General features: G+C 71.0%; 27 protein-coding genes. 12 read left to right on the forward strand and 15 right to left on the reverse strand.

The window, feature by feature from the left end; genetic code table 11:
- The first annotated feature begins 17 nt into the window (after nucleotides 1-17).
- A complete protein-coding gene (locus tag IEX89_RS07650; protein WP_188911348.1) occupies nucleotides 18-902 on the forward strand; it encodes a S1 family peptidase in 885 nt (294 codons plus the stop codon).
- A 2-nt stretch (nucleotides 903-904) separates the two neighbouring features.
- Here the strand turns inward: IEX89_RS07650 and IEX89_RS07655 are convergent, their stop codons facing one another.
- The 7 genes from IEX89_RS07655 to IEX89_RS07685 all read right to left on the reverse strand — a co-directional run bounded on the left by IEX89_RS07655 (nucleotide 905) and on the right by IEX89_RS07685 (nucleotide 6076).
- Nucleotides 905-2140 (reverse strand): phage major capsid protein, encoded by a 1236-nt coding sequence (locus IEX89_RS07655; protein WP_188911350.1) that lies wholly within the window; start codon nucleotides 2138-2140, stop codon nucleotides 905-907.
- Between the two features lie 38 nt (nucleotides 2141-2178).
- Nucleotides 2179-2769 carry an HK97 family phage prohead protease gene (locus tag IEX89_RS07660; protein WP_188911352.1) on the reverse strand — a complete coding sequence of 197 codons (591 nt, stop codon included), beginning with the start codon at nucleotides 2767-2769 and terminating at the stop codon, nucleotides 2179-2181.
- A complete protein-coding gene (locus tag IEX89_RS07665) occupies nucleotides 2766-2903 on the reverse strand; it encodes a hypothetical protein (RefSeq protein WP_188911354.1) in 138 nt (45 codons plus the stop codon). Before IEX89_RS07665 ends, IEX89_RS07660 begins: the two co-directional genes overlap by 4 nt.
- Nucleotides 2900-3124, reverse strand: a complete 225-nt coding sequence (locus IEX89_RS07670; protein WP_244645173.1) for a hypothetical protein — start codon at nucleotides 3122-3124, stop codon at nucleotides 2900-2902. The genes IEX89_RS07665 and IEX89_RS07670 overlap by 4 nt, the downstream gene beginning before the upstream one ends.
- Before the next feature lie 14 nt (nucleotides 3125-3138).
- Nucleotides 3139-4299 (reverse strand): phage portal protein, encoded by a 1161-nt coding sequence (locus IEX89_RS07675; RefSeq protein ID WP_188911356.1) that lies wholly within the window; start codon nucleotides 4297-4299, stop codon nucleotides 3139-3141.
- 147 nt (nucleotides 4300-4446) lie between these two features.
- Nucleotides 4447-5784, reverse strand: coding sequence for a DNA-packaging protein (locus IEX89_RS07680; protein ID WP_373290558.1), 1338 nt, complete (start codon nucleotides 5782-5784; stop codon nucleotides 4447-4449).
- Entirely contained in the window at nucleotides 5732-6076 is a 345-nt protein-coding gene (locus IEX89_RS07685; protein ID WP_188911894.1) for a hypothetical protein, read from the reverse strand. Before IEX89_RS07685 ends, IEX89_RS07680 begins: the two co-directional genes overlap by 53 nt.
- Nucleotides 6077-6569: 493 nt before the next feature.
- Here IEX89_RS07685 and IEX89_RS07690 point away from each other — a divergent pair, with 493 nt between their 5' ends.
- Complete coding sequence (locus IEX89_RS07690) at nucleotides 6570-7322, forward strand: Crp/Fnr family transcriptional regulator (protein ID WP_188911359.1); 753 nt, start codon at nucleotides 6570-6572, stop codon at nucleotides 7320-7322.
- 16 nt (nucleotides 7323-7338) lie between these two features.
- Here IEX89_RS07690 and IEX89_RS07695 read toward each other — a convergent pair whose 3' ends face one another.
- Together IEX89_RS07695 and IEX89_RS07700 are read right to left on the reverse strand one after the other, a co-directional pair.
- Nucleotides 7339-8286, reverse strand: coding sequence for an extensin-like domain-containing protein (locus IEX89_RS07695; RefSeq protein WP_188911361.1), 948 nt, complete (start codon nucleotides 8284-8286; stop codon nucleotides 7339-7341).
- A 104-nt stretch (nucleotides 8287-8390) separates the two neighbouring features.
- Nucleotides 8391-8792: a DUF2852 domain-containing protein gene (locus IEX89_RS07700; protein WP_188911364.1), complete on the reverse strand. Its 402-nt coding sequence runs from the start codon at nucleotides 8790-8792 to the stop codon at nucleotides 8391-8393.
- 148 nt (nucleotides 8793-8940) lie between these two features.
- Between IEX89_RS07700 and IEX89_RS07705 the strand changes: the two genes are divergently transcribed.
- From IEX89_RS07705 to IEX89_RS07735, 7 genes are all read left to right on the forward strand, one after another.
- Entirely contained in the window at nucleotides 8941-10203 is a 1263-nt protein-coding gene (locus IEX89_RS07705) for an amidase (protein WP_188911365.1), read from the forward strand.
- A gap of 456 nt (nucleotides 10204-10659) precedes the next feature.
- Entirely contained in the window at nucleotides 10660-11568 is a 909-nt protein-coding gene (locus IEX89_RS07710; RefSeq protein WP_188911368.1) for an MBL fold metallo-hydrolase, read from the forward strand.
- 73 nt (nucleotides 11569-11641) lie between these two features.
- Entirely contained in the window at nucleotides 11642-12268 is a 627-nt protein-coding gene (locus IEX89_RS07715) for a helix-turn-helix domain-containing protein (RefSeq protein WP_188911369.1), read from the forward strand.
- A 55-nt stretch (nucleotides 12269-12323) separates the two neighbouring features.
- Nucleotides 12324-12899 (forward strand): RES family NAD+ phosphorylase, encoded by a 576-nt coding sequence (locus tag IEX89_RS07720; RefSeq protein WP_210317594.1) that lies wholly within the window; start codon nucleotides 12324-12326, stop codon nucleotides 12897-12899.
- Nucleotides 12900-12949: 50 nt separating this feature from the next.
- Complete coding sequence (locus IEX89_RS07725; RefSeq protein ID WP_188911845.1) at nucleotides 12950-14173, forward strand: GNAT family N-acetyltransferase; 1224 nt, start codon at nucleotides 12950-12952, stop codon at nucleotides 14171-14173.
- 52 nt (nucleotides 14174-14225) lie between these two features.
- Nucleotides 14226-14645, forward strand: coding sequence for an HIT family protein (locus IEX89_RS07730; RefSeq protein ID WP_188911373.1), 420 nt, complete (start codon nucleotides 14226-14228; stop codon nucleotides 14643-14645).
- 171 nt (nucleotides 14646-14816) lie between these two features.
- On the forward strand, nucleotides 14817-15446 hold the full coding sequence (locus IEX89_RS07735) for an EF-hand domain-containing protein (protein WP_188911375.1): 630 nt from the start codon (nucleotides 14817-14819) through the stop codon (nucleotides 15444-15446).
- An 82-nt stretch (nucleotides 15447-15528) separates the two neighbouring features.
- On the opposite strand, the gene IEX89_RS07740 is transcribed toward IEX89_RS07735, so the two are convergent.
- The 4 genes from IEX89_RS07740 to IEX89_RS07755 all read right to left on the reverse strand — a co-directional run bounded on the left by IEX89_RS07740 (nucleotide 15529) and on the right by IEX89_RS07755 (nucleotide 19917).
- On the reverse strand, nucleotides 15529-16404 hold the full coding sequence (locus tag IEX89_RS07740) for a hypothetical protein (protein ID WP_188911377.1): 876 nt from the start codon (nucleotides 16402-16404) through the stop codon (nucleotides 15529-15531).
- A complete protein-coding gene (gene clpA / locus IEX89_RS07745; protein WP_188911379.1) occupies nucleotides 16401-18881 on the reverse strand; it encodes an ATP-dependent Clp protease ATP-binding subunit ClpA in 2481 nt (826 codons plus the stop codon). Before clpA ends, IEX89_RS07740 begins: the two co-directional genes overlap by 4 nt.
- 31 nt (nucleotides 18882-18912) lie before the next feature.
- A complete protein-coding gene (gene clpS, locus IEX89_RS07750; RefSeq protein ID WP_188911846.1) occupies nucleotides 18913-19254 on the reverse strand; it encodes an ATP-dependent Clp protease adapter ClpS in 342 nt (113 codons plus the stop codon).
- A gap of 276 nt (nucleotides 19255-19530) precedes the next feature.
- Nucleotides 19531-19917: a DUF2267 domain-containing protein gene (locus IEX89_RS07755; RefSeq protein ID WP_188911381.1), complete on the reverse strand. Its 387-nt coding sequence runs from the start codon at nucleotides 19915-19917 to the stop codon at nucleotides 19531-19533.
- Between the two features lie 222 nt (nucleotides 19918-20139).
- Between IEX89_RS07755 and IEX89_RS07760 the strand changes: the two genes are divergently transcribed.
- On the forward strand, nucleotides 20140-20319 hold the full coding sequence (locus tag IEX89_RS07760; protein WP_188911384.1) for a CsbD family protein: 180 nt from the start codon (nucleotides 20140-20142) through the stop codon (nucleotides 20317-20319).
- A 152-nt stretch (nucleotides 20320-20471) separates the two neighbouring features.
- Nucleotides 20472-22031 (forward strand): helicase HerA-like domain-containing protein, encoded by a 1560-nt coding sequence (locus IEX89_RS07765; protein WP_188911386.1) that lies wholly within the window; start codon nucleotides 20472-20474, stop codon nucleotides 22029-22031.
- A 171-nt stretch (nucleotides 22032-22202) separates the two neighbouring features.
- Here the strand turns inward: IEX89_RS07765 and IEX89_RS07770 are convergent, their stop codons facing one another.
- Both IEX89_RS07770 and IEX89_RS07775 read right to left on the reverse strand, forming a co-directional pair.
- Nucleotides 22203-23198 carry a carbohydrate kinase family protein gene (locus tag IEX89_RS07770; RefSeq protein WP_244645175.1) on the reverse strand — a complete coding sequence of 332 codons (996 nt, stop codon included), beginning with the start codon at nucleotides 23196-23198 and terminating at the stop codon, nucleotides 22203-22205.
- Nucleotides 23199-23251: 53 nt separating this feature from the next.
- Nucleotides 23252-23857, reverse strand: coding sequence for an HAD family hydrolase (locus IEX89_RS07775; RefSeq protein ID WP_244645176.1), 606 nt, complete (start codon nucleotides 23855-23857; stop codon nucleotides 23252-23254).
- A 156-nt stretch (nucleotides 23858-24013) separates the two neighbouring features.
- Between IEX89_RS07775 and IEX89_RS07780 the strand changes: the two genes are divergently transcribed.
- Nucleotides 24014-25990 carry a methylmalonyl-CoA mutase family protein gene (locus IEX89_RS07780; RefSeq protein WP_373290563.1) on the forward strand — a complete coding sequence of 659 codons (1977 nt, stop codon included), beginning with the start codon at nucleotides 24014-24016 and terminating at the stop codon, nucleotides 25988-25990.
- The last annotated feature ends 128 nt before the right edge of the window (nucleotides 25991-26118 follow it).

The raw sequence follows: 26118 nt of genomic DNA on the forward strand, positions 1-26118 counted from the left end.
CGCAGCACACTCTCCCGATGACGCCTCGCGCTCGCCCGCTCCCGCGCCTCGCCGCGGCACTCGTCACCCTCGCCGCGTCGATCGCGGGCGTTCTCGCGTGCCTCGATCCCGCGAGCGCCATCACCCGCGGGCGGGCGGCGGACGCCAATACGGGCCTGCGCGAGAGCGTGGTGCGCATCGACAGCTCGGACGGGGAATTGTGCACGGGCGTGCTGGTGCGCGACGACATCGTGCTCACCGCCGCCCATTGCGTCCTCGATCCCGTCAATTACCGCGTCACCGCCCTCGATTACGGCTTCGGCCCCGTGCGCACGGGCGTCGCCGCGGCGATCCTGCATCCGAGCTTCCAGCCCGGCATCCCGCCACGGGAGCAGCCGGGCGTCGACCTCGCGCTCCTCAAGCTCGACCAGCGCCTCGGCGCGGATTTCGCACCCTTCGCCGTCTCCGCCGCGCAGATGCCGCGCGCCGGCCAGGACGCCACCATCGCCGGCTTCGGCACCACGCGGTTTCGCGCCAAGTCGACGGCGCGTACGCTGCGCTACACCTATGTCGTCGTCATGGGCGAGGCGCGGCTCGGCAACCGCATGATCATGGCCGCCGATCCCGAGCGCCTCGGCGAGAGCGAGGGCGCGGGGGCCTGCCAGGGCGATTCCGGCGGCCCCCTCCTCGCCGGCGGGCCGGGCTCGTACCGGCTCGACGGCATCGTCTCGTGGTCCTCCGGCGCCTTCTCGGACGCCGGCGGCACGGCCTGCGGGGGGCTCACCGCGATCACGCCGGTGGCCCCCCACGTGCGCTGGATCGAGGCGCGCATCGGCGACCTCGACCGCGCCGTCCCCTCCGCCCCGCCCGCGCCGCTCGACATCACGCCGCCGGCGCGCGGGGTCTATCTGGGGACGAACTGACCTCACGCCGCGAAGCGCAGGAGCTTGATCGCCGCGAAGTCCTGCACCCCGCCGCCCACGCGCTTCGTCGTGTAGAAGAGCACGTAGGGCTTGGCGGAATACGGGTCTCGCAGGATGCGCACGCCGGCGCGATCGACGACGAGATAGCCGCGCTTGAAGTCGCCGAAGGCGATGGCGTCGGCGCCGGCCGCGATGTCGGGCATGTCCTCGGCCTCCACGACGGGAAAGCCCATCAGGCTCGCCGCCTGGCCGGGGCCCGCCGGGGGCTGCCAGAGGTAATGGCCCTGCGCGTCCTTGAACTTGCGCACCACGGCCTGCGTCTTGCGGTTCATGACGAAGGTCGCGTTCTGGCGATAGCCGCTCTTCAACGCATAGATCAGGTCGACGATCACGTCGGAGGGGTCCGAGCCCGGGAAGGCGCCGGCCGCACCCGTCGCCACGAAACCGAGATTGCCCCACGACCACGAGGCGTCCGCCACCGCCGTGTAGTCGAGGAAGCCCCGCGGCTTGGCGTTGCCGTCACCCGACACGAAGGCAGCGCCCTCCTGCTCGGCGAAGGCGGTCTCCACCTCGTCGGCGATCCATTGGTCGATGTCGACGATGGCGTCGTCGAGCAGCGTCTGCGTCGCGGCCGGCATGGCGTAGAGCTCCATCGCGGGAAACGAGAGCTCCGCCAGCGTCGGGCTGTCGGTCTGCGGGCGCGCGGCGGTTTCCGCCACCCAGCCCGAGGCCGCGCCGCTGATCGCATGCGCCACCTTGTAGAGCCCGCCCGAGATGGTGCGGTTGGCCGAGATCGCCCGGATCGGCGACAGCGACGAGAGCCGGCGGATCACCTCGCGCTCCACCTGCGGCGGCGCGAGATAGCCGCCGTCGGGCCCGGACCCGGCCGAGAGCGCCTTCTCCTCGAGGCGCTTCAAGCCCGCGCTCTCGCCGGTGCGCACGTAGAGGTCGAAGGCGGCCTTGTGCTCCACCGCCAGCGGATCGGACCGCTTCTCCTCCCCGCTCCCGCCGAGGGGCGGGCGCTGGCGGGCGAGCGCGGCGCGGTCGGAGCGCGCCTTCTGCTCGTCGAGAAAGGCGTCGATGCGCGCGAGCTTCTCCTCGACGAGCACGTCGACGCCGCCACGCGTCTCGAGCGCGGCGAGGCGCCCGTCGTTCTCCTGGCGATAGGTCTCGAAGGCCTGCGCGAATTCCGCGAAAGCGGCCTGCGCATCGGCGGATTTGGTCTCGATGTCGTGCATGACGTGTCCTCTCGTTGGGTCTCGAAGAAGAAGCGGGTTCACGCCGCCGCGGGCACGGCGCCGGGGAGGAGCTTCTTCGCCGCCTTGCGGATCGTCTCCGCGAGCGAGGGCGGGACGCCCTTCACCGCGGCGACGCGCGCCGCGGGGAGCATGGGGAAGGTGACGATCGAGATCTCCCACAGGTCGACCTCGTGCAGCAGGCGTCGCCCGCTCGCACGCTCGGCGCCAGCCTTCGTCACCCGGTAGCCGATGGAGAGGCCGTCGATCGCGCCTTCGCGCATCAGCGCGTGGATCTCCCGCGCGCGGCCTACGGCCAGGTTGAGGCGCCCGCGCACGCGCAGCCCGCAGGCGTCCTCCTCGATCTTGAGCCAGGTCCCGATCGGCTCGCCGGGATCGTGCTGGAAGAGCATCCGCACGCCGCGCGCCCCTCGGGTCGCGAGGCTCTTCGCGAAGGCGCCGGGCTGGACCACGTCCTTGGCGAGATCGGTCACGCCGAAGAGGCTCGCATAGCCTTCGAACACGCCGCTCGCGTCGACGATGTCGGGCTTGGCGGGCAGGAGCTTCGTCTCCGGCGCCCCGCCGGCCGCGCCCTTCGCGAGCGCGGTGCGTCGCGTCGCGAGCCCGCTCATCGCGCGCCCTCCGTCATGGCGCCTCGCGGGTCGCGGGCGAGGCGCGCGAGCGTGCGCACGAAGACGCGCATCGTCTCGCGCGCGGGGTCTGGCCGCGGCACGCGGCGGGTGAGCGCATGAAGCAGCTTCGTCATCTGTCGTCTCCCGAGAAACGGCGGTTGAAGCGCGCGAGCTCGCGCACGAAGGCGTCGAAGCGCCGGCTCGCCTGGGCGGCCTCGCGCAGCAGGAGGAGGGCGAAGAAGGACGCGGCGAGCGCCCAGGCGAGAAGCGCGAGATGGGCGAGATCGCCCCGCGTCGCGACGGCCGCGAGGAGACGCTCGAGCATCCCCGGCACGACGAGGATCGGATCGGTCATCGATTCTTGCACCTTCACGTCCCGGCCCGCCCGTAGCCGATGGCCTCGCGCTTCTCGTCGTCGGTGAGGAAGCTCGCCGCCGAGACCCGCCGCCAGAGCGATTCCCGCTCCTCGGAGAGCGCCTCGATGGCGTCGAGATCGGGCTCGAGCGCGAGATCGCCGCCGAACGCCGGCGCGAGCCACAGCGCCAGGGCCTGCGCCGTGCGCTTGGCCATCGGGATCACCGTCTGGCGGTAGAAGGCGCGGTTCGCCTCCGCGTAGTTCGAATGCGTCGCGTCGCCCGGCAGGCCGAGCAGCAGCGGCGGCACGCCGAAGGCGAGCGCGATCTCCCGCGCCGCCGCGGCCTTGGCCTCGACGAAGTCCATCTCCTTGGGCGAGAGCGCGAGCGGCTTCCAGTCGAGCCCGCCCTCCAGCAGCATCGGCCGCCCGGCGTTTCGCGCACCCTGGTAGCTCTCCTCGAGCTCGCCCTTGAGCTTGGTGAAGATCGCGTCGGACACGTTGGTGTCGCCCGTGAAGACGAGGGCGCCGGAGGGTCGCGCCGCATTGTCGAGGAGCGCCTTGTTCCAGGCGGAGGCGGCGTTGTGCACGTCGAGCGCCGCCGCCGCCGCCTCCATGGGCGAGAGGCCGTAATGGTCGTCGGTCGGGTGGAAGAGCGTCAGATGCAGGATCGGGCTGATCGCCCCGTCGCCGCGGGAGAACCGCACCGTCTGCGCGCCGACCTGATAGTCCCACGCCACCGGCCAGCCGTCGGCGCCGGGGACGACGCGCATACGGTCGGGCCTGAGCGCATAGAGCTCGCGGGGTGTCTCCTCGATCGCCGCGGCCTCGACATAGGCGTTGCCCGAGACCAGCAGGTGGCCGAACACGCTCTCGAGGAAGCGCCCGCCCTCCTCGCGCGGGTTCGGGCGGCGCAGGAGCGCGAGCAGCGGATGCTCGCGCCGCTCGCGCCCGCCCTCGAGCAGCACGAGCGGCAGCGACGCCGCCGCTTCCGCCACGAGCCGCACGCAGCGATGGACGACGGCGTTGCGCTGATAGCCCTCCCGCGCGAGCGCCGCGTAGTCCCGCGGCGTCCAGACGGGGCGCCCGCCATGGTAGAAGGCGAGCGCCGCACCCGCGCGCGACGCCTTCTGCCCCGGCGCAGCGAGCTGCGCCAGGCGTTGCAGGAACGTTGTCATGAGGAGATTCCCTCGTTGAATGAAGGCCGCCGTCTCCCTCCTTCCCTGTAGGGGAAGGTGGCGCGCCGCGAAGCGGCGTGACGGATGGGGCACGCGGAACGCGTGTTCGGCGAAGCCGAAAGGGCGCCCCACGCTGAACCACGATCCTCACACGATCCGCACCCGCGGGCTCGCGGGCTTCGGCCCGAGCGCGAGATGCGTGATCGCCCAGACGAGCGCGTCGAGCCGGTCCGGCGAGCGCCCTCCCGAGAGCCCTTCCGGCCCGAAATCGGCCATCTCGTCCTCCAGCGCCGGAAAGGTGCCGGCATGCTTCACGCGACCTTGCGCGTAGAGCACCGCCACGGGCTCGGCGCGCATGTGCTTGCCGCGGGTCGCGCGCACCGAGACGATGGCGCAGCCCGGATCGACCTCGCGAATGACGGCGGCGGCCATCTCGCCGCCCTGGTTCACCTCGACGACGAGCGCGTCCGCCTCGAGCCGCCGATAGAGCATCGTCGCCTTCGACGCCCAGACTTCCGGGCGCATGCCCTCCCCGCTCTCGTCGGCGAGCACGTGGCACACGCCCGCCGCGTCGATGCCGGCGGCGACGATCCCGCAGGCGTCCGCACCCTTGCGCGACGTCGCCGGCGGATCGATCGCCACCGCGATGCGCCGGAGCGCCGGCGCGTGCTCCTCGCGCGCGGCCTCGATCCCGTCGCGCGTCCACAGCGCGTCGGGGCGATCGTCGATCAGCTCGCCGTCGAGCTCCTGGCGCCCGAGGCGCGTGCCGGCATAGCGGTCCACCACCGCCTGCAGGAAGGACGGCGCGAGGTTGGCGCGGTTGGCGTCCGTCGAGGCGCGGGTCAACGCCACGCGCTCGTCGCCGAGGAGGCGCTTGACGAGCGGGATGGTGCGCGGCGTCGTCGTCACCACCTCCCGCGGGCGCTCGCCGAGCCGCAGGCCGAATTGCAGCTGATCCCAGGTCGCGTCGGCGTGCCGCCACTTGCCGACCTCGTCCGCCCAGGCCGCCTCGAATTGCGGGCCGCGCAGGGCTTCGGGATCCTCCGCCGAGAAGGCGAGCGCCACCGCCCCCGTCGCCGGCCATTCGAGCCGGCGGCGCGTGGCGGTCCAGATCGGGCGCTCGCGCTTGGAATGAATGGCGAGGAGCCCCGAGGGCCCATCGATCATCACGTCGCGCACGTCCGCGAAGGTCTCGCCGACGAGCGCGATCTTGCCGACGCGCCGTCGCGTCAGCCACGGCGCGCCCATCACCATGCCGCGTACCCATTCCGCACCGGTGCGGGTCTTGCCCGCCCCGCGCCCGCCGAGAACGAGCCAGATCGTCCAGTCCGTTCCGTCCCGCGCCCGCTCGGGCGGCAATTGATCGGTCCGCGCCGAGAGCGCCCAGCCCGGCGCACGGCGCGTGCCCTCGAGATAGCGACGCAGCCGCGGGCTATACGCCCCCCAGATCGCCTCCTTCTCGCTCTCGCTCGTGGAGGCGCTCAACCTCGCGCGCAACGACGTCAGCCAGGCGAGATGCCGTTCCGGCGTCCAGATCCGCCCCGTCATCCTCGTCCTCCCCCCTGGCCTGCCGCTCCGCGCCGAGCGCGCGCTCGAGCGCGACGAGCTCCTTGAGGCAGCGGGTGAGGTCTCCCACGGCACGCGCCGTGGCCTTCGGGTCGTGCCTCTCCTCCGAGCAGGCGAACGCGTCGAGGCGCTCGCCCACGAAGCGCCGCAGGCCCGCCGCGAGCCGCGCCGCATCGAGCCCGGCGCGCGGCGTCGCGGTGGCGTGGACCATCGTTCGATATCCTCGATAGCGTGCGGGGAGCCGCATCCCGGCTCGGAGCCGGCGCGAGACCGACGGCTGCCGCACAGACGAAAAACGCCCCGGTTGCGACCGAGGCGTTGCATTTCTCTGGCGGTAGATGTTCGATACACTCATCGACCGTGCTTAAACTCTAGCTGCACAACGTCACGCTGTCAAGCGCGATTCGCACCGGCCCCTCGCTTTTCGGCCACCGAAGGCTGCCACCTCTAGCCTTGCGCAGCGTCGTCCGGCAGAATGGCGACAGCTTCCTGTTTTTCGCATAGATAGGGACGGGATACATCCGCTAATAGTCGTCTGCGTGACAGACGAACTTGCAAATCTGGTTGTGACTGGCGTTGGGTCGCCTCGCCGTGCCGTCACCGTATGACGCAAGGCGAATGGCCGTGACGATCAGACCGAGGGGGGTGGACGGCCTGCCGCCGAGCATGCGGCGCCGTCCGGACTAGTTCGAGGACATCCAACGATGCGCTCCGTATTGCGGCTCCGCGACGACGAGAACAGGCTCCTGAAGGCGTTGCCTCAAGAAGAATTCGAACTGCTGAAGCCGCATCTGGCGCCCGCGGCGCTCCTGCGGGGCGACGTGCTGTTCGACGCCCAGGACACGATCGAGCACGTGTACTTTCCCCAGAGCGGCGTCGTCTCGCTCGTCACGCTCATGCGCGACGGGTCCAGCGTCGAGGCCGGGACCATCGGCCGCGAGGGCGCGGTCGGGCTCATCACCGGCTCGGGGACCCGCCAGGCGGCGACACGCGGCGTCGTCCAGATCCCCGGGCGCGCCCGGCGCATGGAGGTCGCACGCTTCCGCCAGGCGCTGGAGCGCAGCGCCGCTCTGCGCGACCTCGTCGACCGCTATACCGAAGCGCTCCTCGCCCAGGTGCTGCAGACCGTCGCCTGCAACGCGCTCCATTCCGTCGAGCAGCGCTTCTGCCGCTGGCTCCTCACCTGCCGCGACCGTACCGGCTCGGACGTCATCCCGCTCACGCAGGAGGCGGTGGCCGAGATGCTGGGCGTCCAGCGCACCACCGTCACCGCCGCGGCCCGCGCTCTTCAGAACCAGGGCCTGATCCGCTACCGCCGCGGCCTCATCGAATGCGTCGACCTGCCGGGCCTGCATGCGACCTCGTGCGAATGCTACGACGTCGTGCGCGGGCGCTTCGAGCAGCTCCTCCCGATGACCTATCAGGACTTCCCCGCGGGCGAGGAGCGCGGCGGCTGATCGGCCGCCGCGCGCGTCAATAGACGCCACCGACCGGCGCCGGCGGCACCAGGGGAGCGCCGAGGCCGCTCGTCGTACGCGGCGTCAGGCTCGTGCCGACGGGTGCGAGGCTCGTGCTCATCGGCGGCAGGCCCGGCGGCGGAAAAGCCTGCACAGGCGAGCCGCCTCCCCCGGGGAGCGTCGGCAGGGGCGGTAGCGCGCGGCGATCGCCCGTCGTGCCCGGCGCCGCGGACGGCAGCACCATCGGCTGCATCGCACCGATCAGGGGCTGGGGATCGTCGAGACGCGAATCGAACTCGATCTGCGGACGGCAATAGTGCCGCTCCCCGCGCGAATCGTGCATCGCGAGATCCATGTGGAAGTGATTCTCGTGCATGCCGTCGGAGCCGGGCCCGAGCACCGTGCGGAAGCGCTCGCAGGCGCCCACGAACGCCTCGCGCAGGAAGCCCTGCTCCTCGGGCGTGCCGCGCCAGCCGCCACGAATCGTCACCTTGCGCCCGTCGGCCAGCGTGAAGGACATCACGTCCACCGCGTTGCCGAAGGCGTGCTCGGAGAGCTTCGCGCCGGGGCGATGGTTGCGCGTGCGGCAGGCGTAGGAGCCCGACTCGATCTCCACCACGGGCGAGCCGAGATAGAGCCACGCCGCCGGCTGCACGATCTCGGAGAGCCAGCGCTCGGTCATGGCGGTGACCGGGCAGCCGAGCGTCATCTGCTGCTTGAGGCGCACCTGGCCGTCGAGGAGGGCCGTGATCGCGAAGGGGGTGTCGATGCCGCAGGTGCCGGGGCCGTCGAGGCGCGGGCGCTGGGACATGTAGGCCGTCGGGCGCACGTCCTCGCGGGCGAGGCAGGCGGCCTCGGCCTGGGAGCGCCATTCCTCGCGCTCCTCGATCTCGAACCACCCGCAGCCCGTGAGCGCGAGGACGAGGGAGGAGGCGAGGAGGCATGTCGATACGCGACGCGACATGCCCGTAGGATGCCGTGGATCGCGTTAAGGGCGCGTTGAGCACGTGCGGGCCGCGCCGCCCCGAAACGGGACGCGCCGGGATCGCTCCCGGCGCGTCGTGTCGATCACGCGCCGTCGGTCTTGCGGCGCTCGGCCATGAAGCGATCGAAGGTCTCGCGGTCGCGGGTGCGCTTGAGCTCGTCGAGGAAGCGGGCGAAGGCGCGCTGCTCGTCCTCGAGCTTGCGGCGCTCCTCCTCGAGGCGGGCGAGCTGCTCGCGCTTGTAGGCGTCGAAGGCCGCGTTGCCCGTGCCGCCGACGCCCAGGTCGAAGCGCGCGCGGTCCAGCCCCCCGCCGAGCCCGGCCGGGAAGTCCCAGGCGCCCTCGTCCTTGAGCTTCCACAGCTTCCAGACGAGGAACGCGACGCCGATCGGCCAGAACACGACGAGGCCGGCGACGATCGCCACGATCTCCCAGGTCTTGAAGCGCCGCAGCAGCTCGGACGCGTTGAAGGTCGTAGTGGCGTTCATGTCGTTCTCCAGATGTCGATGAGTGCGAGATGGTGACGCCTGTGCCCGCTTGAAAGACCGATCCTGTACTTTCGCCGGGAGGCTCCCGCCCCGGCGGCGTGCTACGCTTCGCGCCGACTAGCGCCGCCCAAACCGGAAAAGCACGCCGATGCTCTCGCTCCTCGACCTCCTGCGCCGCATGGATGCCGGCACGCTCCCGCCCGACGGCGCCCTCGCGCTCTGCCGCGAGGCCATCGCCGCCCGCGAGCCCGAGGTCGAAGCGCTCGTCCATCTCGACGAGACCGCGCGCCCCGGTGCCGCCGGCGGCCCGCTCGCCGGTATCCCGCTCGGCGTGAAGGACATCATCGACGTGGCGGGCCTGCCCACGCGGATGGGCTCGCCGCTCTACGAGGGCAACCTCCCGCGCGCGGACGCCGCGATCGTCGCCATGGCGCGGCGCGCCGGCGCGATCCCGCTCGCCAAGACGACGACGACGCCCTTCGCCTATCTCGACCCGACGCGCACGCGAAACCCAGCCGTGCCCGACTGCACGCCGGGAGGCTCCTCGTCGGGCTCCGCCGCCGCGGTCGCCGCCGGCATGCTGCCGCTGGCGCTCGGCACGCAGACCGGCGGATCGGTGATCCGCCCCGCCGCCTATTGCGGCGTCGCCGCGATCAAGCCCTCCGCCCGGCTCCTGCCGACGGTCGGGGTCAAGTGCTTCTCGTGGACGCTCGACACCGTCGGCCTCTTCGCGGCGAGCGTCCAGGACGTCGCCCACGCCCTCGCCGCCCTCGCCCGCCGCCCCGAGCTCGCTTTGCCCGAGGGCGATCCGCTGACGAACCACGCGGGGATTCGCCTGGGCATCCTCCACCAGGACTTCGCGGGCGACCCCGAGCCGGAGGCCGCAGCCGCCCTCGACGAGGCCGCCCGCGCCGCCGAGCGCGCCGGCGCGCGGCTCGTCGCGCTCGAGAGCCCTCCCCTGCTGGCCGACGCCTGGCGGCTGCACGGGATCATCCAGAATTTCGAGGCGGCCCAGGCGCTCGCCTGGGAATGGGACGCGCATCGCGACGCGCTGCCGCCGGAGCTGCGCGGGCTCCTCGACGAGGCGCAGAGCGTCGACGCGGCGCTCTACGACGACGCGCGCCGAATCGTCCACCACGCCCGGGAGGCAGCCCGCGGGATCTTCGCCGAGGTGGACGCGATCCTCACCTTCGCCGCGCCGGGTCCCGCGCCCCGCGGATACGCCTCCACCGGCTCGTCGCGCTTCAACCGGCTCTGGACCCTGCTGGGCGACCCCTGCGTCGCCGTCCCCGGCCTCGAGAGCGCGGACGGCCGTCCGGTGGGCGTGCAGACGATCTCGCGGTTCGGACGTGACGAAAAGGCGTTGGCGGCGGGCGCATTCGTCGCCGCGGCGATCGCGGCGAGGCGATGAGCGTCAGCGGAGAATTTGCCGCAATATCAAGCATTTCAATGCTTTAACCCTTGATTAACCGCTTTTCACCGACCCTGCACTCCACAAAGCCTGCGGCGCCGCTTGCGGTACGCCGGTTGCCTGCTAAATTATGTGTGGTCCCTCGGCAGGGAGGATATGACATGAGCCGCTACGCGAAGCTTCATCTCGTACCGAAGTTGAACATCGCGGCGTTCTGTGCAGCGCTCGTTTTCGTGGGCGCCATCGTCGTCGGAGCCATTTGAGACACGCGCCGGACATTCGGCGACGCAAAGACACGAGAAGAGGTCATCCCCCCGAACGGTTTCGCCGCCGCCGGCCCCAGCCGGCGGCGGCTTCGCGTCGAGGGCGGGGTTTCCCCCGAGCCGGCGGATGGCCGGCCCCGATCGCCGAGGGCTCGGAAGAGCGCGTCGGCGAGAGCTTCGGAGAGCGCCACCCATGAGCGAGACGCCCCGCTTCGACACGAGCTTCGACCAGGAGCCCGGCACCTGCCTTCGGCTCTCCCCGCTCGTGCGTCGCGTTCTCGCCGGCAATGCCGGGCCGGTGACCTTCACGGGCACGTGCAGCTACGTCGTCGGGAACGGCGAGGTCGCGATCGTCGATCCGGGCCCGGACGACCCCGCCCATCTCGACGCCCTGCTGGCCGCCACGGCGGGCGAGCGCATCACCCATCTCGTCGTCACCCACACCCACCGCGACCATTCCCCCGGCGCCGCGATCCTGCGCGAACGCACCGGCGCGCGCGTCGTCGGCTGCGCGCCCCACCGCGATTCGCGCGCCCTCGCCGCGGGCGAGGCCAACCGCATGGAGGCGGCGGGAGACCGCTCCTACGCTCCGGACCAGGTTCTCGGCGACGGCGAGCGGGTCCACGGCTCCGGCTGGACGCTCGAGGCCGTCGCGACGCCGGGCCACACGGCGAACCACCTCGCTTTCGCGCTGCAGGAGGAGAACGCGCTCTTCTCCGGCGATCACGTCATGGCCTGGTCCACCACCTTCATCGGCCCGCCGGACGGCGCCATGGGCCCCTACATGGCCTCTCTCTCGAAGGTGCTGGCGCGCGGCGAGAGCATCTACTGGCCCGGCCACGGCGGCCCCGTGACCGAGCCCGCCCGCTTCGTGCGCGCGATCATCGCCCATCGCCGCCAGCGTGAGGAGGCGATCCTCGCGCGCCTGCGCGCCGGCGACGAGACCATCCCCGCCCTCGTCGAGACCGTCTATCGCGGCCTCTCCCCCGCCCTGAAGCCGGCCGCCGCGCTCAACGTGCTGGCCCACCTCGAGGACCTCCACGCCCGCGCCCTCGCGCGCGCCGACGGCGCGGGCCTCGACGCACGCTGGCGCGCGGCATGAGGTCGGCCACCTTACACCTGACGAACTTGACAAAGACCGGCGGGTATCCCAGCTTCAGAGGCGGAGGCGGCGCATGGCGAACGGCATCAAGTCGAGCGGACCCCGCGATCGAGATCGGATGCGCGCCGAGCCGTCCGATCTCGTCATCGACCCGGACGCGACGCTCGCGCAGATCACGACACATCTCGCCGGGCTCAGCCGCAGCACCGGGCGCAGCCAGGCTTTCGAGGTTACCGTCGCGCCCGCCGGAACGGTGTCCGTGCGCCTACGCCCGGCCGACGACGAGCCGTCCGGCTCCATCGAAGATGCGCTGTCGCGGGCGCTGGACCGCGGACGGACCTTCGCGGGTCGCACGCTCGACGCCGAGGACATGCTCAGCGCGGACGAGCTGGCACGACGTCTCGACGTGTCTCGTGAGACCGTGAACGTATGGCGCCAGCGCAGGCGCCTCTTGGCGCTCGAGGGCGCGCGCCGGGGCTACCGATACCCGTCCTGGCAGATCGGCTCCGACGGCCGGCCGTGGCCCGCGCTGCCGCAGCTCTTCGAGATCCTCGGCGACGAGCCCTGGACCGTGCACCGCTTCCTCGTCCAGCCCCATGGCGCACTCGGCGGACGCACGGGCCGCGAGGCGCTGGACGCGGACCTCGGAGCAGAGGCACTGCGAGCCGCACGGAGCATGGCGGCTGGGGACTTCGCCTGACGTGCCGTCCTCGCTACCGCCGCCGAAATTCGCGGATGCCGCTCTCGAGACGACCGTGGTTCCAGCTGGAACACGGTTCAAGCGGATCATCTGGCGACACTTCACCGATCCGTTGGGCTGCGGGCGCAGCCCGAGCCGCTTCAGCGATCCGCGCACGTCTCTCCCCGAGGCGGATCGATACGGCGTCGTCTATCTGGGCAGCTCGACGAGCGTCTGCTTCCTCGAAGCGATTCAGCGGGATCGCGCCGTCGGCTCTTTCGCCGGCTTCGCCATCGGGCTCGGCGAGCTGAGGGAAAGGGTGATCGCGACGATCGACGCCGCGCGTGATCTCGCGGTCCTCGACCTCACCGGCGACGGTCTCGTGCTGGCGGGTGTCCCGACGGATGCAGTGCGCGCATCCGACCAGGGAATCGGGCAAGCTTGGTCCCTCGCCATTCACGAGCATCCCGCACGTCTCGACGGTATCCTCTACCCGTCCCGTCTGAACGGGGAGAGCAACCTCGCCGTATTCGACCGTGCCGTCGGAGACGGACTCGTCGCCATGGACACGCGCCCGCTTCTGCAGGATACGGACATGATCGGGGTGCTCGATCGCTTCAGGGTCACCGTGGTGCCTGATCGGCTGCGGTAGACCGCCGCGGAAAGCAAGGCGCCGCCGTTGTCAGACGCACGCCCGCACCTATCTCTCACGCGAGCGCACGGGAGGAGCTTCTGTCCGACCTCGTCGTCAAGATCGCCGGACGGATCGCCGCCGTCGACGCCGCTGAGTGGGATGCCTGCGCGCTCGGGCCCCAGGCCGGGGCGCTCGGCGTCGATCCGCATTGCCCGTTCGTGTCCCACGCCTTCCTCGCGGCGCTGGAGGAATCCGGCTGCGTGCGGGCGGAGACCGGCTGGGCGCCCGCGCATGTCCTGGTGGAGGACGGCGCGGGAGCGCTCCTCGCCTGCGCGCCCGCCTACCTGAAGAGCCACAGCCAGGGCGAGTACGTCTTCGACCATGCCTGGGCGGACGCCTACGAGCGCGCCGGCGGGCGATACTACCCCAAGGTCCAAATCAGCGTGCCCTTCACGCCCGCGACGGGGCCGCGCCTCCTGGTTCGCCCGGGCGCGCGGTCCGACGAGGCGCGCGCGACCCTCGTCGCCGGACTGAAGGCGCTTCGCGCCCAGGCGGGCGCCTCCTCCGTCCACCTCACCTTCCTGCCGAAGGCCGATTGGGAGCGGCTCGGGGGCGAGGGCTTCCTGCAGCGCATCGACCAGCAATTCCATTGGCTGAACGACGGCTACGCCACCTTCGACGCCTTTCTCGACACGCTCGCCTCGCGCAAGCGCAAGACCATCCGGCGCGAGCGGCGCGACGCGCTCGCGCCCGGCATCGAGATCGACTGGGTCCGCGGCGCCGAGATCACGGAGGCGCACTGGGACGCGTTCTACGACTTCTACATGGATACCGGCTCGCGCAAATGGGGCCGGCCTTACCTCAACCGCCGCTTCTTCTCCCTCGTCGGCGAGCGTCTCGGCGAGCGCGTCCTGCTGATCCTGGCGCGGCGCGAGGGCCGTCACGTCGCCGGCGCCATCAACTTCATCGGCGACGAGACGCTGTACGGCCGCAACTGGGGCTGCATCGAGGACCACCCCTTCCTGCATTTCGAGGTCTGCTATTACCAGGCCATCGACTTCGCCATCGCCAACGGCCTGAAGCGCGTGGAGGCGGGGGCGCAGGGCGAGCACAAGCTGCTTCGCGGCTATCGCCCGGTGGAGACCTATTCCGCCCATCACATCGCCGATCGCGGGCTGGCGCGCGCCGTCGCGGATTACCTCGAGCGCGAGCGGGCCTATGTCGGCGAGATCGGCGAGGAGCTCGAGGCGGCGCTGCCGTTCAAGCGCGGCGGGGGCGAGCCGACCGCTTGACCCGCGGGCCGCGCCGTCGTCTCCTGCCGCCGCCAGCCTCGGGGAGCCGATCATGACCGCCTACGATCCGCAGAACGTCTTCGCCAAGATCCTGTGCGGCGAGCTGCCGGCCCATGAGGTCTACGAGGACGACGCCACCCTCGCCTTCATGGACATCATGCCGCGGGGCGACGGGCACGTCCTCGTCATCCCCAGGACGCCCTGCCGCAACCTCCTCGACGCGCCGCCGGAGGCGCTGGCGGCCGTGATGATCACGGCCCAGAAGGTCGCGCGCGCGGCCATGGCCGCCTTCGGCGCGGACGGGGTCACGGTGCAGCAATTCAACGAAAGCGCCGGCGGACAGGTCGTCTTCCACCTCCATGTCCACGTCATTCCCCGATTCGAGGGCGTTTCGCTCCGGCCGCACACTGGCGACATGGCGGATCAGGCCCTGCTCGCGGAGCAGGCGGCGCGGATACGCGCGCGCCTCTGAGGTTATTGATCTGTGTTGTTAACATAATATTTTATCATGAATATTCTCGTATCGCATAGTATATGATTTTTTGTTGACACTCCATTCATGCTTGGTATGTTGATGGCAGATGGCAGCAGCGCTTGTGCGGCGAGCGTCATAGCCGATCACCTCAACCAAGCGGAGGGCGTCATGGCCTATGGCTTCCAGGATTTCGATGGAAACGGCAACGGCTCCATCACCAAGAGCGAGTTTCGCGAGGGCCTGAAGGAGAACTTCGGCACCCACCTCGACGAGGAGATGTTCTACGAGCTCGTGTCGAGCTTCGATGGCGAGCTCTCGGAGATGTCCTTCGAGGATCTCGACAAGAACGGCGATGGCCAGGTGAGCGCCAATCTCATCGCCAACAACCTCTTCAAGGAGATCAACGGCGGCTCGTCCAGCGGCTCGATCTCCGAGGACGAGTGGATGGATGCCGGCGGCATCGTCGAGGAGCGAGAGGATCCGCCGCAGGAGGAGATGGAGACGCTCGCTCCGTTCGACTTCGCGGAAGCGGACGGCAACGAGAACGGCATCATCTCGGCCAATACCGCTGCCAAGGCGACGTTCGAGCAGAACGACGTCGGCTCGACGATGGACGAGGACGAGTTCTACGAGCTCGGCTTGGGCGAGATGCTCGGCGTCGAGTTCGACGAGATCAACACGTCCGGCAGCGTCATCACGCGCTCCGAGATGGCGGCCTTCTACAAGGATCTGTTCGGCGGCATCAACATCGACATCGAGCAGTTCGAGGAGGAGTTCCCGCCGGAAGAGAAGGAGTGATCCCCTCCGCCCCGGGCTCCGACATGAAGAAGGCCGCCTCACCCGAGGCGGCCTTCTCGTATCCACGACCTGTTCGATCGACCTATTGCAGCGCGTCCCACGCCTGCTGAGCGCCGGCGACCACATCGTCCAGCGTGAGGCCGAGGAGCGACAGGCCGAAGATCACGGCCCAGTAGAGACCGACGAGGATCACCGGCACCAGCACCCAGCCGAGGATCTCCTCGAGGACGTGGCGCTTGCGCCGCCGCTCCCAGCGCTTTTCCCGCTCGCTGAGCGGGCCCTGGTGCCGCAGAGCGGCGCGCCCACGCACCGGCTTCTCGCGCACGGCTTCGCGCGAGCGTCCGCGCCGCAGGAGCGAGCGCGGCGCGCGCTCGTCGGCGGCATCAGCGGGAGCCGGAGGCTCTTCGTAGGCGGGCGGCGGCTCCGACGGATGCGCCTCGGGAGCGGGCCGCCCGCCGCCGACGCCGCTGCGCCCGCCGCGTCGCAGGAAGGCCGGCAGCCGCGCGCGCAAGCCGCCCTCGCTCTCGCCGTCCGCCGCGAAGCGTTCGTAATCGTCGTCCTCGCCCGCCTGTCGATAGGCCCGGCGATCGTCCGGCTCCAGCACGGGTGCCGGCGCCACGTTCTCCCGCGGCACCGCGCGCGCCCGCACGGCCTCTGGCGACGCCGCCTGCAGCGGCGCGTCACCGTGCCATTGTCCTTGCGCCTGTCCCTGCCTCGGCAGCGGCTGCACGAAGTCGGAGCGCGGCAGCACGGTCCCGCCCGCGGTCGGGGCCTCGTGGCCGTCGACCACGTGCGCGTGGGCATCCACGATGTCGGGGTCGAGCGGGCCCTGCCCGGCCGATTCCGGCCGGCCGCGGGGTGGGCCGAGATCGGGCGCGAGATCTCCCGCGGCCGGGTCGTTGCGCAACGAGGCGGCGCGCAGACGCGCCACCGCCTCGTCGAGATCGCGTTGCGTCATGCGCGCACCAGAGGCACCTTCGGAACGGTCCGCACGCCACCACCGCCGTTGCCACCACCGCCGTCCGGGCCGTCACCCGGCTTCTTGGGCGAGGGCTTCTTGGCGGCCGCGCGCAGCTTGCGCTTGGCCTTCTTGGGCGGGTCGGTCGGCTTCTCGAGCTTCACCTTGGCGGGCTTCGCCTCCGGCGGCATGTACTCGAAGCCGAGCTTGTCGAGCCCGTCGACGTCCTTCTCCACGATCACCTTGACCGCGCCGCCGTCCTTCAGGCGCCCGAACAGCACCTCGTCGGCGAGCGGCGTCTTGATCGAGGACTGGATGAGCCGACCCATCGGCCGCGCGCCCATGCTCTCGTCGTAGCCGTGATCGACGAGCCAGTCCCGCGCGCCCTGCGAGAGCTCGATCGTGACGTTGCGGTCGGCGAGCTGCGCCTCGAGCTGGAGGACGAACTTGTCCACCACCTTGTAGATCACCTCGCGCGGCAGGTTGCCGAAGGAGATGATCGCGTCGAGACGGTTGCGGAATTCCGGCGCGAACAGCTTGTTGATCGCCTCCGTATTGTCACCCTCGCGCTTGGTGCGCGTGAACCCGAACGCCGCCTTGGCGAGGTCCGCCGCGCCCGCGTTCGTGGTCATGATCAGGATCACGTTGCGGAAGTCGACGTGCTTGCCGTTGTGGTCCGTCAGCTTCCCGTGGTCCATGATCTGTAGCAGGATGTTGAACAGGTCCGGATGCGCCTTCTCGATCTCGTCGAGGAGCAGCACGCAATGCGGATGCTGGTCCACCCCGTCCGTGAGCAACCCGCCCTGGTCGAAGCCGACATAGCCGGGAGGCGCGCCGATCAGCCGGCTGACCGTGTGGCGCTCCATGTATTCCGACATGTCGAAGCGCAGGAGCTCGACGCCGAGCGCCTTGGAGAGCTGGCGGGCCACCTCCGTCTTGCCGACGCCGGTGGGGCCGGCGAAGAGGTAGTTGCCGATCGGCTTCTCCGGCTCGCGCAGGCCCGCACGGGCGAGCTTGATCGCCGAGGTGAGCGCGCCGATCGCCTGATCCTGCCCGTAGACCACCGTCTTGAGCGAGGATTCGAGGTTGGCGAGCACCTCCGCGTCGTCCTTCGAGACGGTCTTGGGCGGGATGCGGGCCATGGAGGCGATGGTGGCCTCGATCTCCTTCACGCCGATCGTCTTCTTGCGCTTGGATTCCGCCAGCAGCATCTGCGAGGCGCCCGTCTCGTCGATCACGTCGATCGCCTTGTCGGGCAGCTTGCGGTCGTGGATGTAGCGCGCGGAGAGCTCCACTGCCGCCTTGATGGCGTCGTTCGAGTAGCGCAGCTTGTGGAAGGTCTCGTAATAGGGCTTGAGGCCCTTGATGATCTCGACCGTGTCCGCGACCGACGGCTCGTTGACGTCGATCTTCTGGAAGCGGCGAACCAGCGCGCGATCCTTCTCGAAATACTGGCGATATTCCTTGTAGGTCGTCGAGCCGATGCAGCGCAGCGTGCCCGCCGCCAGAGCCGGCTTGAGCAGGTTCGAGGCGTCCATGGCACCGCCCGAGGTCGCACCGGCGCCGATCACCGTGTGGATCTCGTCGATGAACATGATCGCCTTCGGGTGCGCCTCGATCTCCTTGACGACCTGCTTCAGGCGCTCCTCGAAATCGCCGCGATAGCGCGTGCCGGCGAGCAGCGCGCCCATGTCCAGCGAGAACACGGTGGCGTCGGCGAGCACGTCGGGCACCCGGCCCTCGTTGATCTTGCGGGCGAGACCCTCCGCGATGGCGGTCTTGCCCACGCCGGGATCGCCGACGAGGAGCGGATTGTTCTTCTGGCGGCGGCAGAGCACCTGGATCGTGCGCTGCACCTCGGCCTCGCGGCCGATCAGCGGGTCGATCTTGCCCTCGCGCGCCTTCTTGTTGAGGTTGACGCAATAGGCGTCCAAGGCATCGCCCTTCTTCTTGGAGCGCGCCTCGCCCTCCTCGCCGGAGGGCCGCTCGCCGCTCTCCTCCTCCACGCCGCGGGGCGGGCGCGATTCGGCGGCGCCGGGGCGCTTGGCGATGCCGTGCGAGATGTAGTTCACCGCGTCGTAGCGCGTCATGTCCTGCTCCTGCAGGAAGTACGCGGCATGGCTCTCGCGCTCGGCGAAGATGGCGACGAGCACGTTCGCGCCCGTCACCTCCTCGCGGCCCGAGGACTGGACGTGGATCACCGCACGTTGAATAACGCGCTGGAATCCCGCGGTGGGCTTCGCGTCGGCGCGGTGGTCCGAGACGAGGTTGGCCAGCTCGTTGTCGACGTATTCCACGAGATTGCGCCGGAGCGCCTCGATGTCGACGTTGCAGGCCCGCATCACCGCGGCCGCGTCCTGGTCGTCGACCAGCGCGAGGAGAAGGTGCTCCAGCGTCGCGTATTCGTGACGCCTCTCGCCGGCGAGGGCGAGAGCCCGGTGGAGCGCTTGTTCAAGAGAGCGAGAAAAGCTCGGCAAGGCTGGCCTCTACGAGTTCGTGAGGGAAAGGCTACTTCTTCTCCATGACGCATTGCAGCGGATGCTGGTGCTTCCTGGCGAAATCCATCACCTGGGTCACCTTGGTCTCCGCCACCTCGTAGGTGAAGACGCCGCATTCCCCCACGCCGTTGTGATGGACGTGCAGCATGATGCGCGTGGCGTCCTCGCGCGACTTGTGGAAGAAGCGCTCGAGGACGTGGATGACGAACTCCATCGGCGTGTAGTCGTCGTTGAGCAACAGCACGCGATAAAGGTTGGGCTTCTTCGTGCGCGGCTTGGTACGCGTGATGATCGCCGTGCCCGAACGCCCGCCGTCGTCACCGCCGCCCTCGTCCGAGCCGGCGGCGATGATCGGTGATCGTACGCCTGATCGGACGCCGAGCGTACCGACCCGCGACGCGCGTGACCCCCACGCGCCGCTCACGCTTCCCCTTTCGAAGTCGAACCGAACCATGACAGCCGGGTCATCCATTCTCTAGCTGGACCGGACGCCCCGCTCGGGCGACGCGCCCGAGATCGATGAAAGCGCGATCGAGCATCAATGTATAGTCCCCCCACCCGCTTCGCCAGGGGCGGCGCTCCGCGACATCCGTCGCAGGCCGGAAAAGGCCCGCGACGAGTGCCCGCCTCACACGAACTGCTGAAGGCCCGGGATCGATCCGACGATGGGGCCGAGCGTGTCCTCGCCCACCTTCTCTCGGCCGTAGGCGAACAATTCCTTGCCGAGAGGTTGCATCTGGCCCATGTCGACGCCGATCTGCATGAGCTTGCCGCCCAGCTGCATCACGCCGCCGCCCATCATCCCGCCGAGCGAGCCGATGAGCCCGCCGGCGCCGGAGGCGGATTCGCCGTCGGCGATCGCCTGCTCGGCGGACGGCATCGCCGCGATGAGGCGGTTCACCTCCTCGGGAGGCCCTTCCTTGCGCAGGAAGGCGAGGATGATGCCCACGGCCTTGCGCGCGGTCTCCGCGTCGAGGCCGGTGCGCTCGGTGATGCGCGCGATGAGATCGTCCATGGTCGTCTCCGTGTGGAACTCGTCCGTGTCGCGGCCGCGGCTTCGTCGCGGGCACGCCTCGTGCGTATGGGTCGCAGAGCCGCCCCCGTTGCGCAAGCCCGGCGCCGAGGAGGGGGATCGCCGCGACAATGCGCCAGCCACGCCGCTCGTTCGCCGGAACTCCGACTCCGCCCGCCCGTTCGGTGGGCGTACGGGTACCGTCCCGACGAGAGGAGACGAAAAATGTCCGTCGACAAGGATCGCACCGAGGGCTCCGCCAAGAACATGGCCGGCAAGGCGAAGGAAGCCGCCGGCAAGCTCACCGGAGACCAGAAGACGCAGGCCGAGGGCCGCTCGCAGCAGGCCGAGGGCAAGGCCCAGAACACCGCCGGCAGCATCAAGGACACGCTGCGCGGCAAGTGATCGCCACACGTGATCGGCGGCTGACCCCAGCACCTCGAAGACGGCCGGAGCGCGAGCCCCGGCCGTTTTCGTCACGTCCGCGCACTGGCACCCGCGTCGCGCCCGCGCCACAATGACACGCGGGACGAAGCAGAGATCCGGGGCGGGGCGGCATGAGCGAGCGCGATCACATCCTCATCGGCAAGAGCCACAAGGCGGAGACCCTCCTCCTGAGGCGCGCGAACCGTCACGGGCTCGTCGCCGGCGCCACGGGCACGGGCAAGACCGTGACGCTGCAGACGCTCGCCGAGGGCTTCTCCAACGCCGGCGTCCCGGTCTTCGCCGCCGACATCAAGGGCGACCTCTCCGGCATCGCGGTCCCCGGCGACGGCGCCAGGCCCTTCGTCGAACGCGCCGCCGAGATCGATGTGCCCTACGAGCCCGACGACTACCCGACCGTCTTCTGGGACCTGTTCGGCGAGCGCGGCCACCCGATCCGCGCCACGATCTCCGAGATCGGTCCGCTGCTCTTGTCGCGCCTCCTCGACCTCAACGACACGCAGGAGGGCGTCCTCAACATCGCCTTCCGCCTCGCCGACGAGGAGGGGCTGCTCCTCCTCGACCTGAAGGACCTGCGCGCCCTCCTCGCCTTCGTCTCGGAGAACGCCTCGGCGCTCTCGGGTGTCTACGGCAACGTCTCGAAGGCCTCCGTCGGCGCCATCCAGCGCCAGCTCCTCGTCCTCGAGAACCAGGGCGGCGAGGCCTTCCTGGGCGAGCCCTCCCTCGACATCCTCGATTTGATGCGCACGGATCGCTCCGGCCGCGGCACGATCAACCTGCTCGCCGCCGAGCGGCTCATGAACACGCCGCGCCTCTACGCCACCTTCCTGCTCTGGCTCCTCTCGGAGCTGTTCGAGCGCCTGCCGGAGGTGGGCGACCCGGACAAGCCCAAGCTCGTCTTCTTCTTCGACGAGGCGCACCTGCTCTTCGACGACGCGCCCGAGGCCCTCCTCGACACGATCGAGCGCGTGGTGCGGCTCATCCGCTCGAAGGGGGTCGGGGTCTATTTCGTCACGCAGAACCCGCTCGATCTTCCCGACGCCGTGCTGGGCCAGCTCGGCAACCGCGTCCAGCACGCGCTGCGAGCCTTCACCCCGCGTGATCGCCGCGCCGTGAAGGCCGCCGCAGAGACCTTTCGGCAGAACGAGGCCTTCGACGTCGAGACCGCCATCACGGAGCTGCGCGTGGGCGAGGCGCTCGTCTCGACGCTGGACGCCAAGGGCGCGCCGACCGTGGTGGAGCGCACCCTCGTCGCCCCGCCGATGGCGCGCGTCGGCCCCGCCACCGATTCCGAGCGCGAGCGCATCCTGCGCACGAGCCCGCTCGCCGGGCGCTACGACACCAACATCGACCGCGAGAGCGCCTACGAGATCCTGGCGCGCCGCGCCGAGGAGGCTTTGCGCGAGGAGGAGATCCCGGAGGAGAAGGGCGGCCTCCTCGACGCGCTCGGCGACTTCTTCGGCACCGGCGGGAGCGCGGGTGGCGGCGGCGGATCTCGGCGCGGGCGGCTCACCACCGGCCAGCGCGTCGCCCGCGAGGTGACGCGCACCGTCGTCAACCGCGTCGCCGGCCAGGTCGCCGCCGACATCGGCCGCTCCATCGGCGGGCGCACGGGCTCCAGCGTCGGCCGCGCCATCGTCCGCGGCGTGCTCGGCGGCATGCTCCGCCGCTGACGGGAATGCAGGCCGCCACCCCGCCACCCCGCCACCTCCCCGCAGGGGAGGAGTCCGTGCGCAGCGCGGGCGGTGGGGCCGTTACGAGTGTTCTGCAAGCCGGCCCGCCCCCGCCCCACCCTCCGGCCCTCGGGCCGTCGTCCTCCCCTGCGGGCAGGTAGCGGCGCGTGCTCAGCCGAGCCGGGCCTCCACCTCTTCGGCTCTCGGCGGATTCGCGCCCGCGCGCTCGCAGGTGATGGAGGCGGCCGCGATGGCGTAGGCGAGGGCGTCGGAAACGGCGCCGGCGTCGAGGCGCGCGAGCGCGTCCCGGTCGAGGAGCCCCCGCTCGTCGAGCCGCGCGAGCAGCCCCGCATGGAGCGTGTCGCCGGCGCCCACCGTGTCCGCGACGCTCACCGCACGTCCCGGCGCCTCCACGACCACCGTCCCGCCCGATCCACCCAGATAGGCCCGCGCCCCGTCGGGCCCGTGAGTCACGACGACGAGGCGCGCCCCGCCGGCGAGCCAGCTCTCCGCGAGCCGCGCCTCGCCCGCGCGGTCCCCGTGCGCGACGCCGAAGCCGTCGGCGACGTCCTCCGCGCTCGCCTTGACGATGTCGGCGAGCGCCAGGAAATCGCCCATGCGCTCCCGCCAAGCGGCGAGGTCCGGCGTCACCATGGCGCGCAGGTTGGGGTCGAGCGAGATCACGCGCCGTCCCGCCTCGCGCCGCGCCAGCGCGAGGTAGGCGGCGCCCGCGGGATCGACGGCCGTCGAGAACGAGCCGAAGGTCAGCGCCCGCACGGCCTCGGGCAGCGCTGCTGGCAGGTCGGCGCTCGTGATCACGCGGTCCGCGGCGCCGTGGCCGTGGAAGGCGTAGGAGACGTCCCCGTTCGGGCGCCGCGCCACGACGCCGATCGTCGTCGACGCGGTAAGACGCGGGGCGAGCGCGAGGTCGACACCGTCGCGCGCGAGCCGGCTCGCCAGCACGTCCCCGAACCGATCCGTCGAGAGCCCGCCGCAGAAGCCGGCGCTCCGCCCCAGCCGCGCCAGCGCGATTGCCACGTTGAAGGGCGAGCCCCCCGGCACCGCGCGCGCATCGAGCGCCGTGCCGTCGTCCGCACCGACGAAGAGATCGATCAGCGCCTCGCCGCAGACCAGGATCATGCGCGCCTCCTCGCGAGCCTCGTTCACGCCCCTCTATCGCATCGCAGGGCGCGCGAATGAAGCCCGGGCTGACGCCCGCGTCAGACCTCGACGCCCTCGGCGCGCAACCCGGCTTCGAGATCGAAGCCCAGCGGGCAATGGAGCGCGCGCATGCCGACGGCGCGAGCGCCGGCGACGTTCTTCTCCGAATCGTCGATGAACAAGCACGCGCCCGCCTCGAGCCCGTAGCGGTCGAGCAGCAGGCGGTAGATCACGGGATCGGGCTTGATCACCCCCTCGTGGCCGGAGACGACGACGCCCGTGAAGCGGGTCAGGAGCGGGAAGCGCGCGCACGCGTCGGCCCATTTCTCCCGCGAGAAGTTGGTGATGCCGTAGACCGGCTCGCTCCGCTCCAGCAGGCGCTCGAACAGGGCCGTGTTCGGCGCGATGTCGCCGGGCACCATCTCCTGCCAGCGCGTGTCGAAGGCGCGGATGTAGGGCTCCCACTCGGGGTACCGCGCGCTCAAGGCCGCCACGTGCTCGGCATAGGGCGCGCCGCGGTCCATCTCGAGGTTCCACGCATTGGTGCAGACGTTGGCGAGGAACCATTCCATGCGCGCCACGTCCCCCTCGAACATGCGCTCGTAGAGGAAGCGCGGGTCCCAGCGGATGAGGACGTTGCCGACGTCGAAGACGAGGATGGTCACGGGGCGGGCTCCGGTGGCGTTCGAACGCCGCCGCTTCGCACGCAGGCGTGACGGGAGCAAGACGCCCCTCCGTGCGCGACCGGACCAAAGTGGCGCTTCCGTCTCCCCCGGCTTTGGCGGTAGACCGATGAGGACGTCTTGCGGAGCGACACCATGATCGACGACGCCGCCCTCTCGGCCGACTTCCCCCTCCCCTCGCGGGAGGATTGGCTCGCCCTCGTCGAGGGCGTGCTGAAGGGCGCCGACTTCGAGAAGCGGCTCGTCTCGAGGACATACGACGGTCTCGCCGTCCAGCCGCTCTACGGCAAGTCCGATGCCGCACCGCGTCCCGGCCGCGCCGCCCACGGCCCCTGGCGCGTGGCGCAGCGCGTGGAGGATCCGCGCATCGAGAGCGCCGCCGGCCAGGCGCTGGAGGATCTGGAGGGCGGCGCGGACGCCCTCGTCCTCGTCCTGCCGCAGGCTTCGTCCGCCCGCGGCTTCGGCCTGCGCATCGAGACGCTCGACGATCTCGACGCGGCTCTGCGCGGCGTCATGCTCGACCTCGTCCACCTGCGCCTCGACGCCGGCGGCGCGGGGCGCCAGGCGGCGGCGCTCCTCGTGGCGCTCGCCGAGCGCCGCGGGCACGCGCTCGCCGACCTCTCCATCGACCTCGCCTTGGACCCGATCGGTGCCGCGGCGGCGGCGGGACGGATGTCTGCGCCGTGGGAAATCGTCGCCGAGCGCTCGGCGCAGACGCTGCACGATCTCGCGGCGCGCGGCTTCACCGGCCGCACCTTCCTCGCGGACGCGCGGCCCTGGCACGAGGCCGGCGCCAGCGAGGCGCAGGAGCTCGCCTGCGTGCTCGCGACCGGCCTCGCCTACCTGCGCGCGCTCGAAGCCGGCGGGCATTCCCTCGATGTCGCGCGCGACGCGCTCTCCTTCCTCCTCGTGGCGGACGCGGACGAGCTCCTCGGCATCGCCAAGTTCCGGGCCCTGCGCGCGCTGTGGGCGCGCGTCGAGGAGGCGTCGGGCCTCACCCCGAAGCCGATCCGGCTCCACGCCGAGACCGCCTGGCGCATGACGACCCGCCGCGATCCGTGGGTGAACCTTCTGCGCGCCACGGTCGCGACCTTCTCGGCCGGCGTGGGGGGCGCGGATTCCCTCGTCGTCACGCCCTTCACCGCCGCGCTGGGGCTGCCCGACGCCTTCGCCCGGCGGGTGGCGCGCAACACCCAGCTCGTCCTCCTGCACGAATCCAATCTCTGGCGCGTCGCCGATCCCGCCGCCGGCTCCGGCGCGCTCGAGGGCCTCACGGATGCGCTCTGCGAGAAAGCGTGGGCGCTCTTCCAGGAGATCGAGCGCGAGGGTGGGATGGTCGAGGCGCTGCGCGCCGGCGCGCTGCAGGAGCGCATCCGCGCGACCCGCGCCGCCCGCGACGCGGCCATCGCCAAGCGCAAGGACGCCATCACCGGCGTCTCGGAATTCCCCTTCCTCGACGAGAAGCCCGTCGCCGTCGCCATGGACGCCGACGCAGCCCCGCCGCCGGCCGCGCCCTCCGAGGCGGACGCCTCCGCGCCGCCCGTCGCCGCCTTCTCGGACCTGGTGGCGGAGGCCGCGTCCGGCGCGCGCCTCGCCCGCCTCCTCGCCGCGCCGGCCGGAATCGAGCCGGTCACGCTCGGCGCACTCCCGCGGCGGCGCGACGCCGAGCCCTACGAGCGCCTGCGCGACCGCTCGGACGCGCTCTTCGCCGCCCACGGAAAGCGGCCGGCGATCTTCCTCGCGAATATCGGCCCGCTCTCCGCCTTCAACGCTCGCGCCACCTTCGCCAAGAACGCCTTCGAGGCCGGCGGCATCGCGGCGCTCGGCAACGACGGCTTTCCCGATCACGCCGCCATGGCGGAGGCCTTCCGCGCCTCGGGCGCCACCATCGCCTGCCTGTGCTCGTCGGACGCGCTCTACGAGACCGACGCACCCGCCGCCGCGAAGGCGATGAAGGACGCGGGCTGCACCAGGCTCTACCTCGCGGGCCGCCCCGGCGCCCACGAGGCCGCCTGGCGCGAGGCCGGCATCGACGCCTTCGTCTTCATGGGCGTCGACCTGCTCGGGCTGCTCGAGGACGCGCTCCGCCGCGCAGAGGAGGCCGCCCGTGCTTGATCGAACGGCCGAGCGCCCACATCATCGCTCGTTCCGAGCGGCCGCGCTCTCCCTGTCATCCCGGGCCGCGAAGCGGACCCGGGACCCAGAACCACAGGTGCCGGCTATAGCGTGCGCGAGAGCGCGCG

Origin of the sequence: Salinarimonas ramus (assembly GCF_014645695.1) — a bacterium.
In the GTDB taxonomy this organism is placed as follows: Bacteria; Pseudomonadota; Alphaproteobacteria; order Rhizobiales; family Beijerinckiaceae; genus Salinarimonas; species Salinarimonas ramus.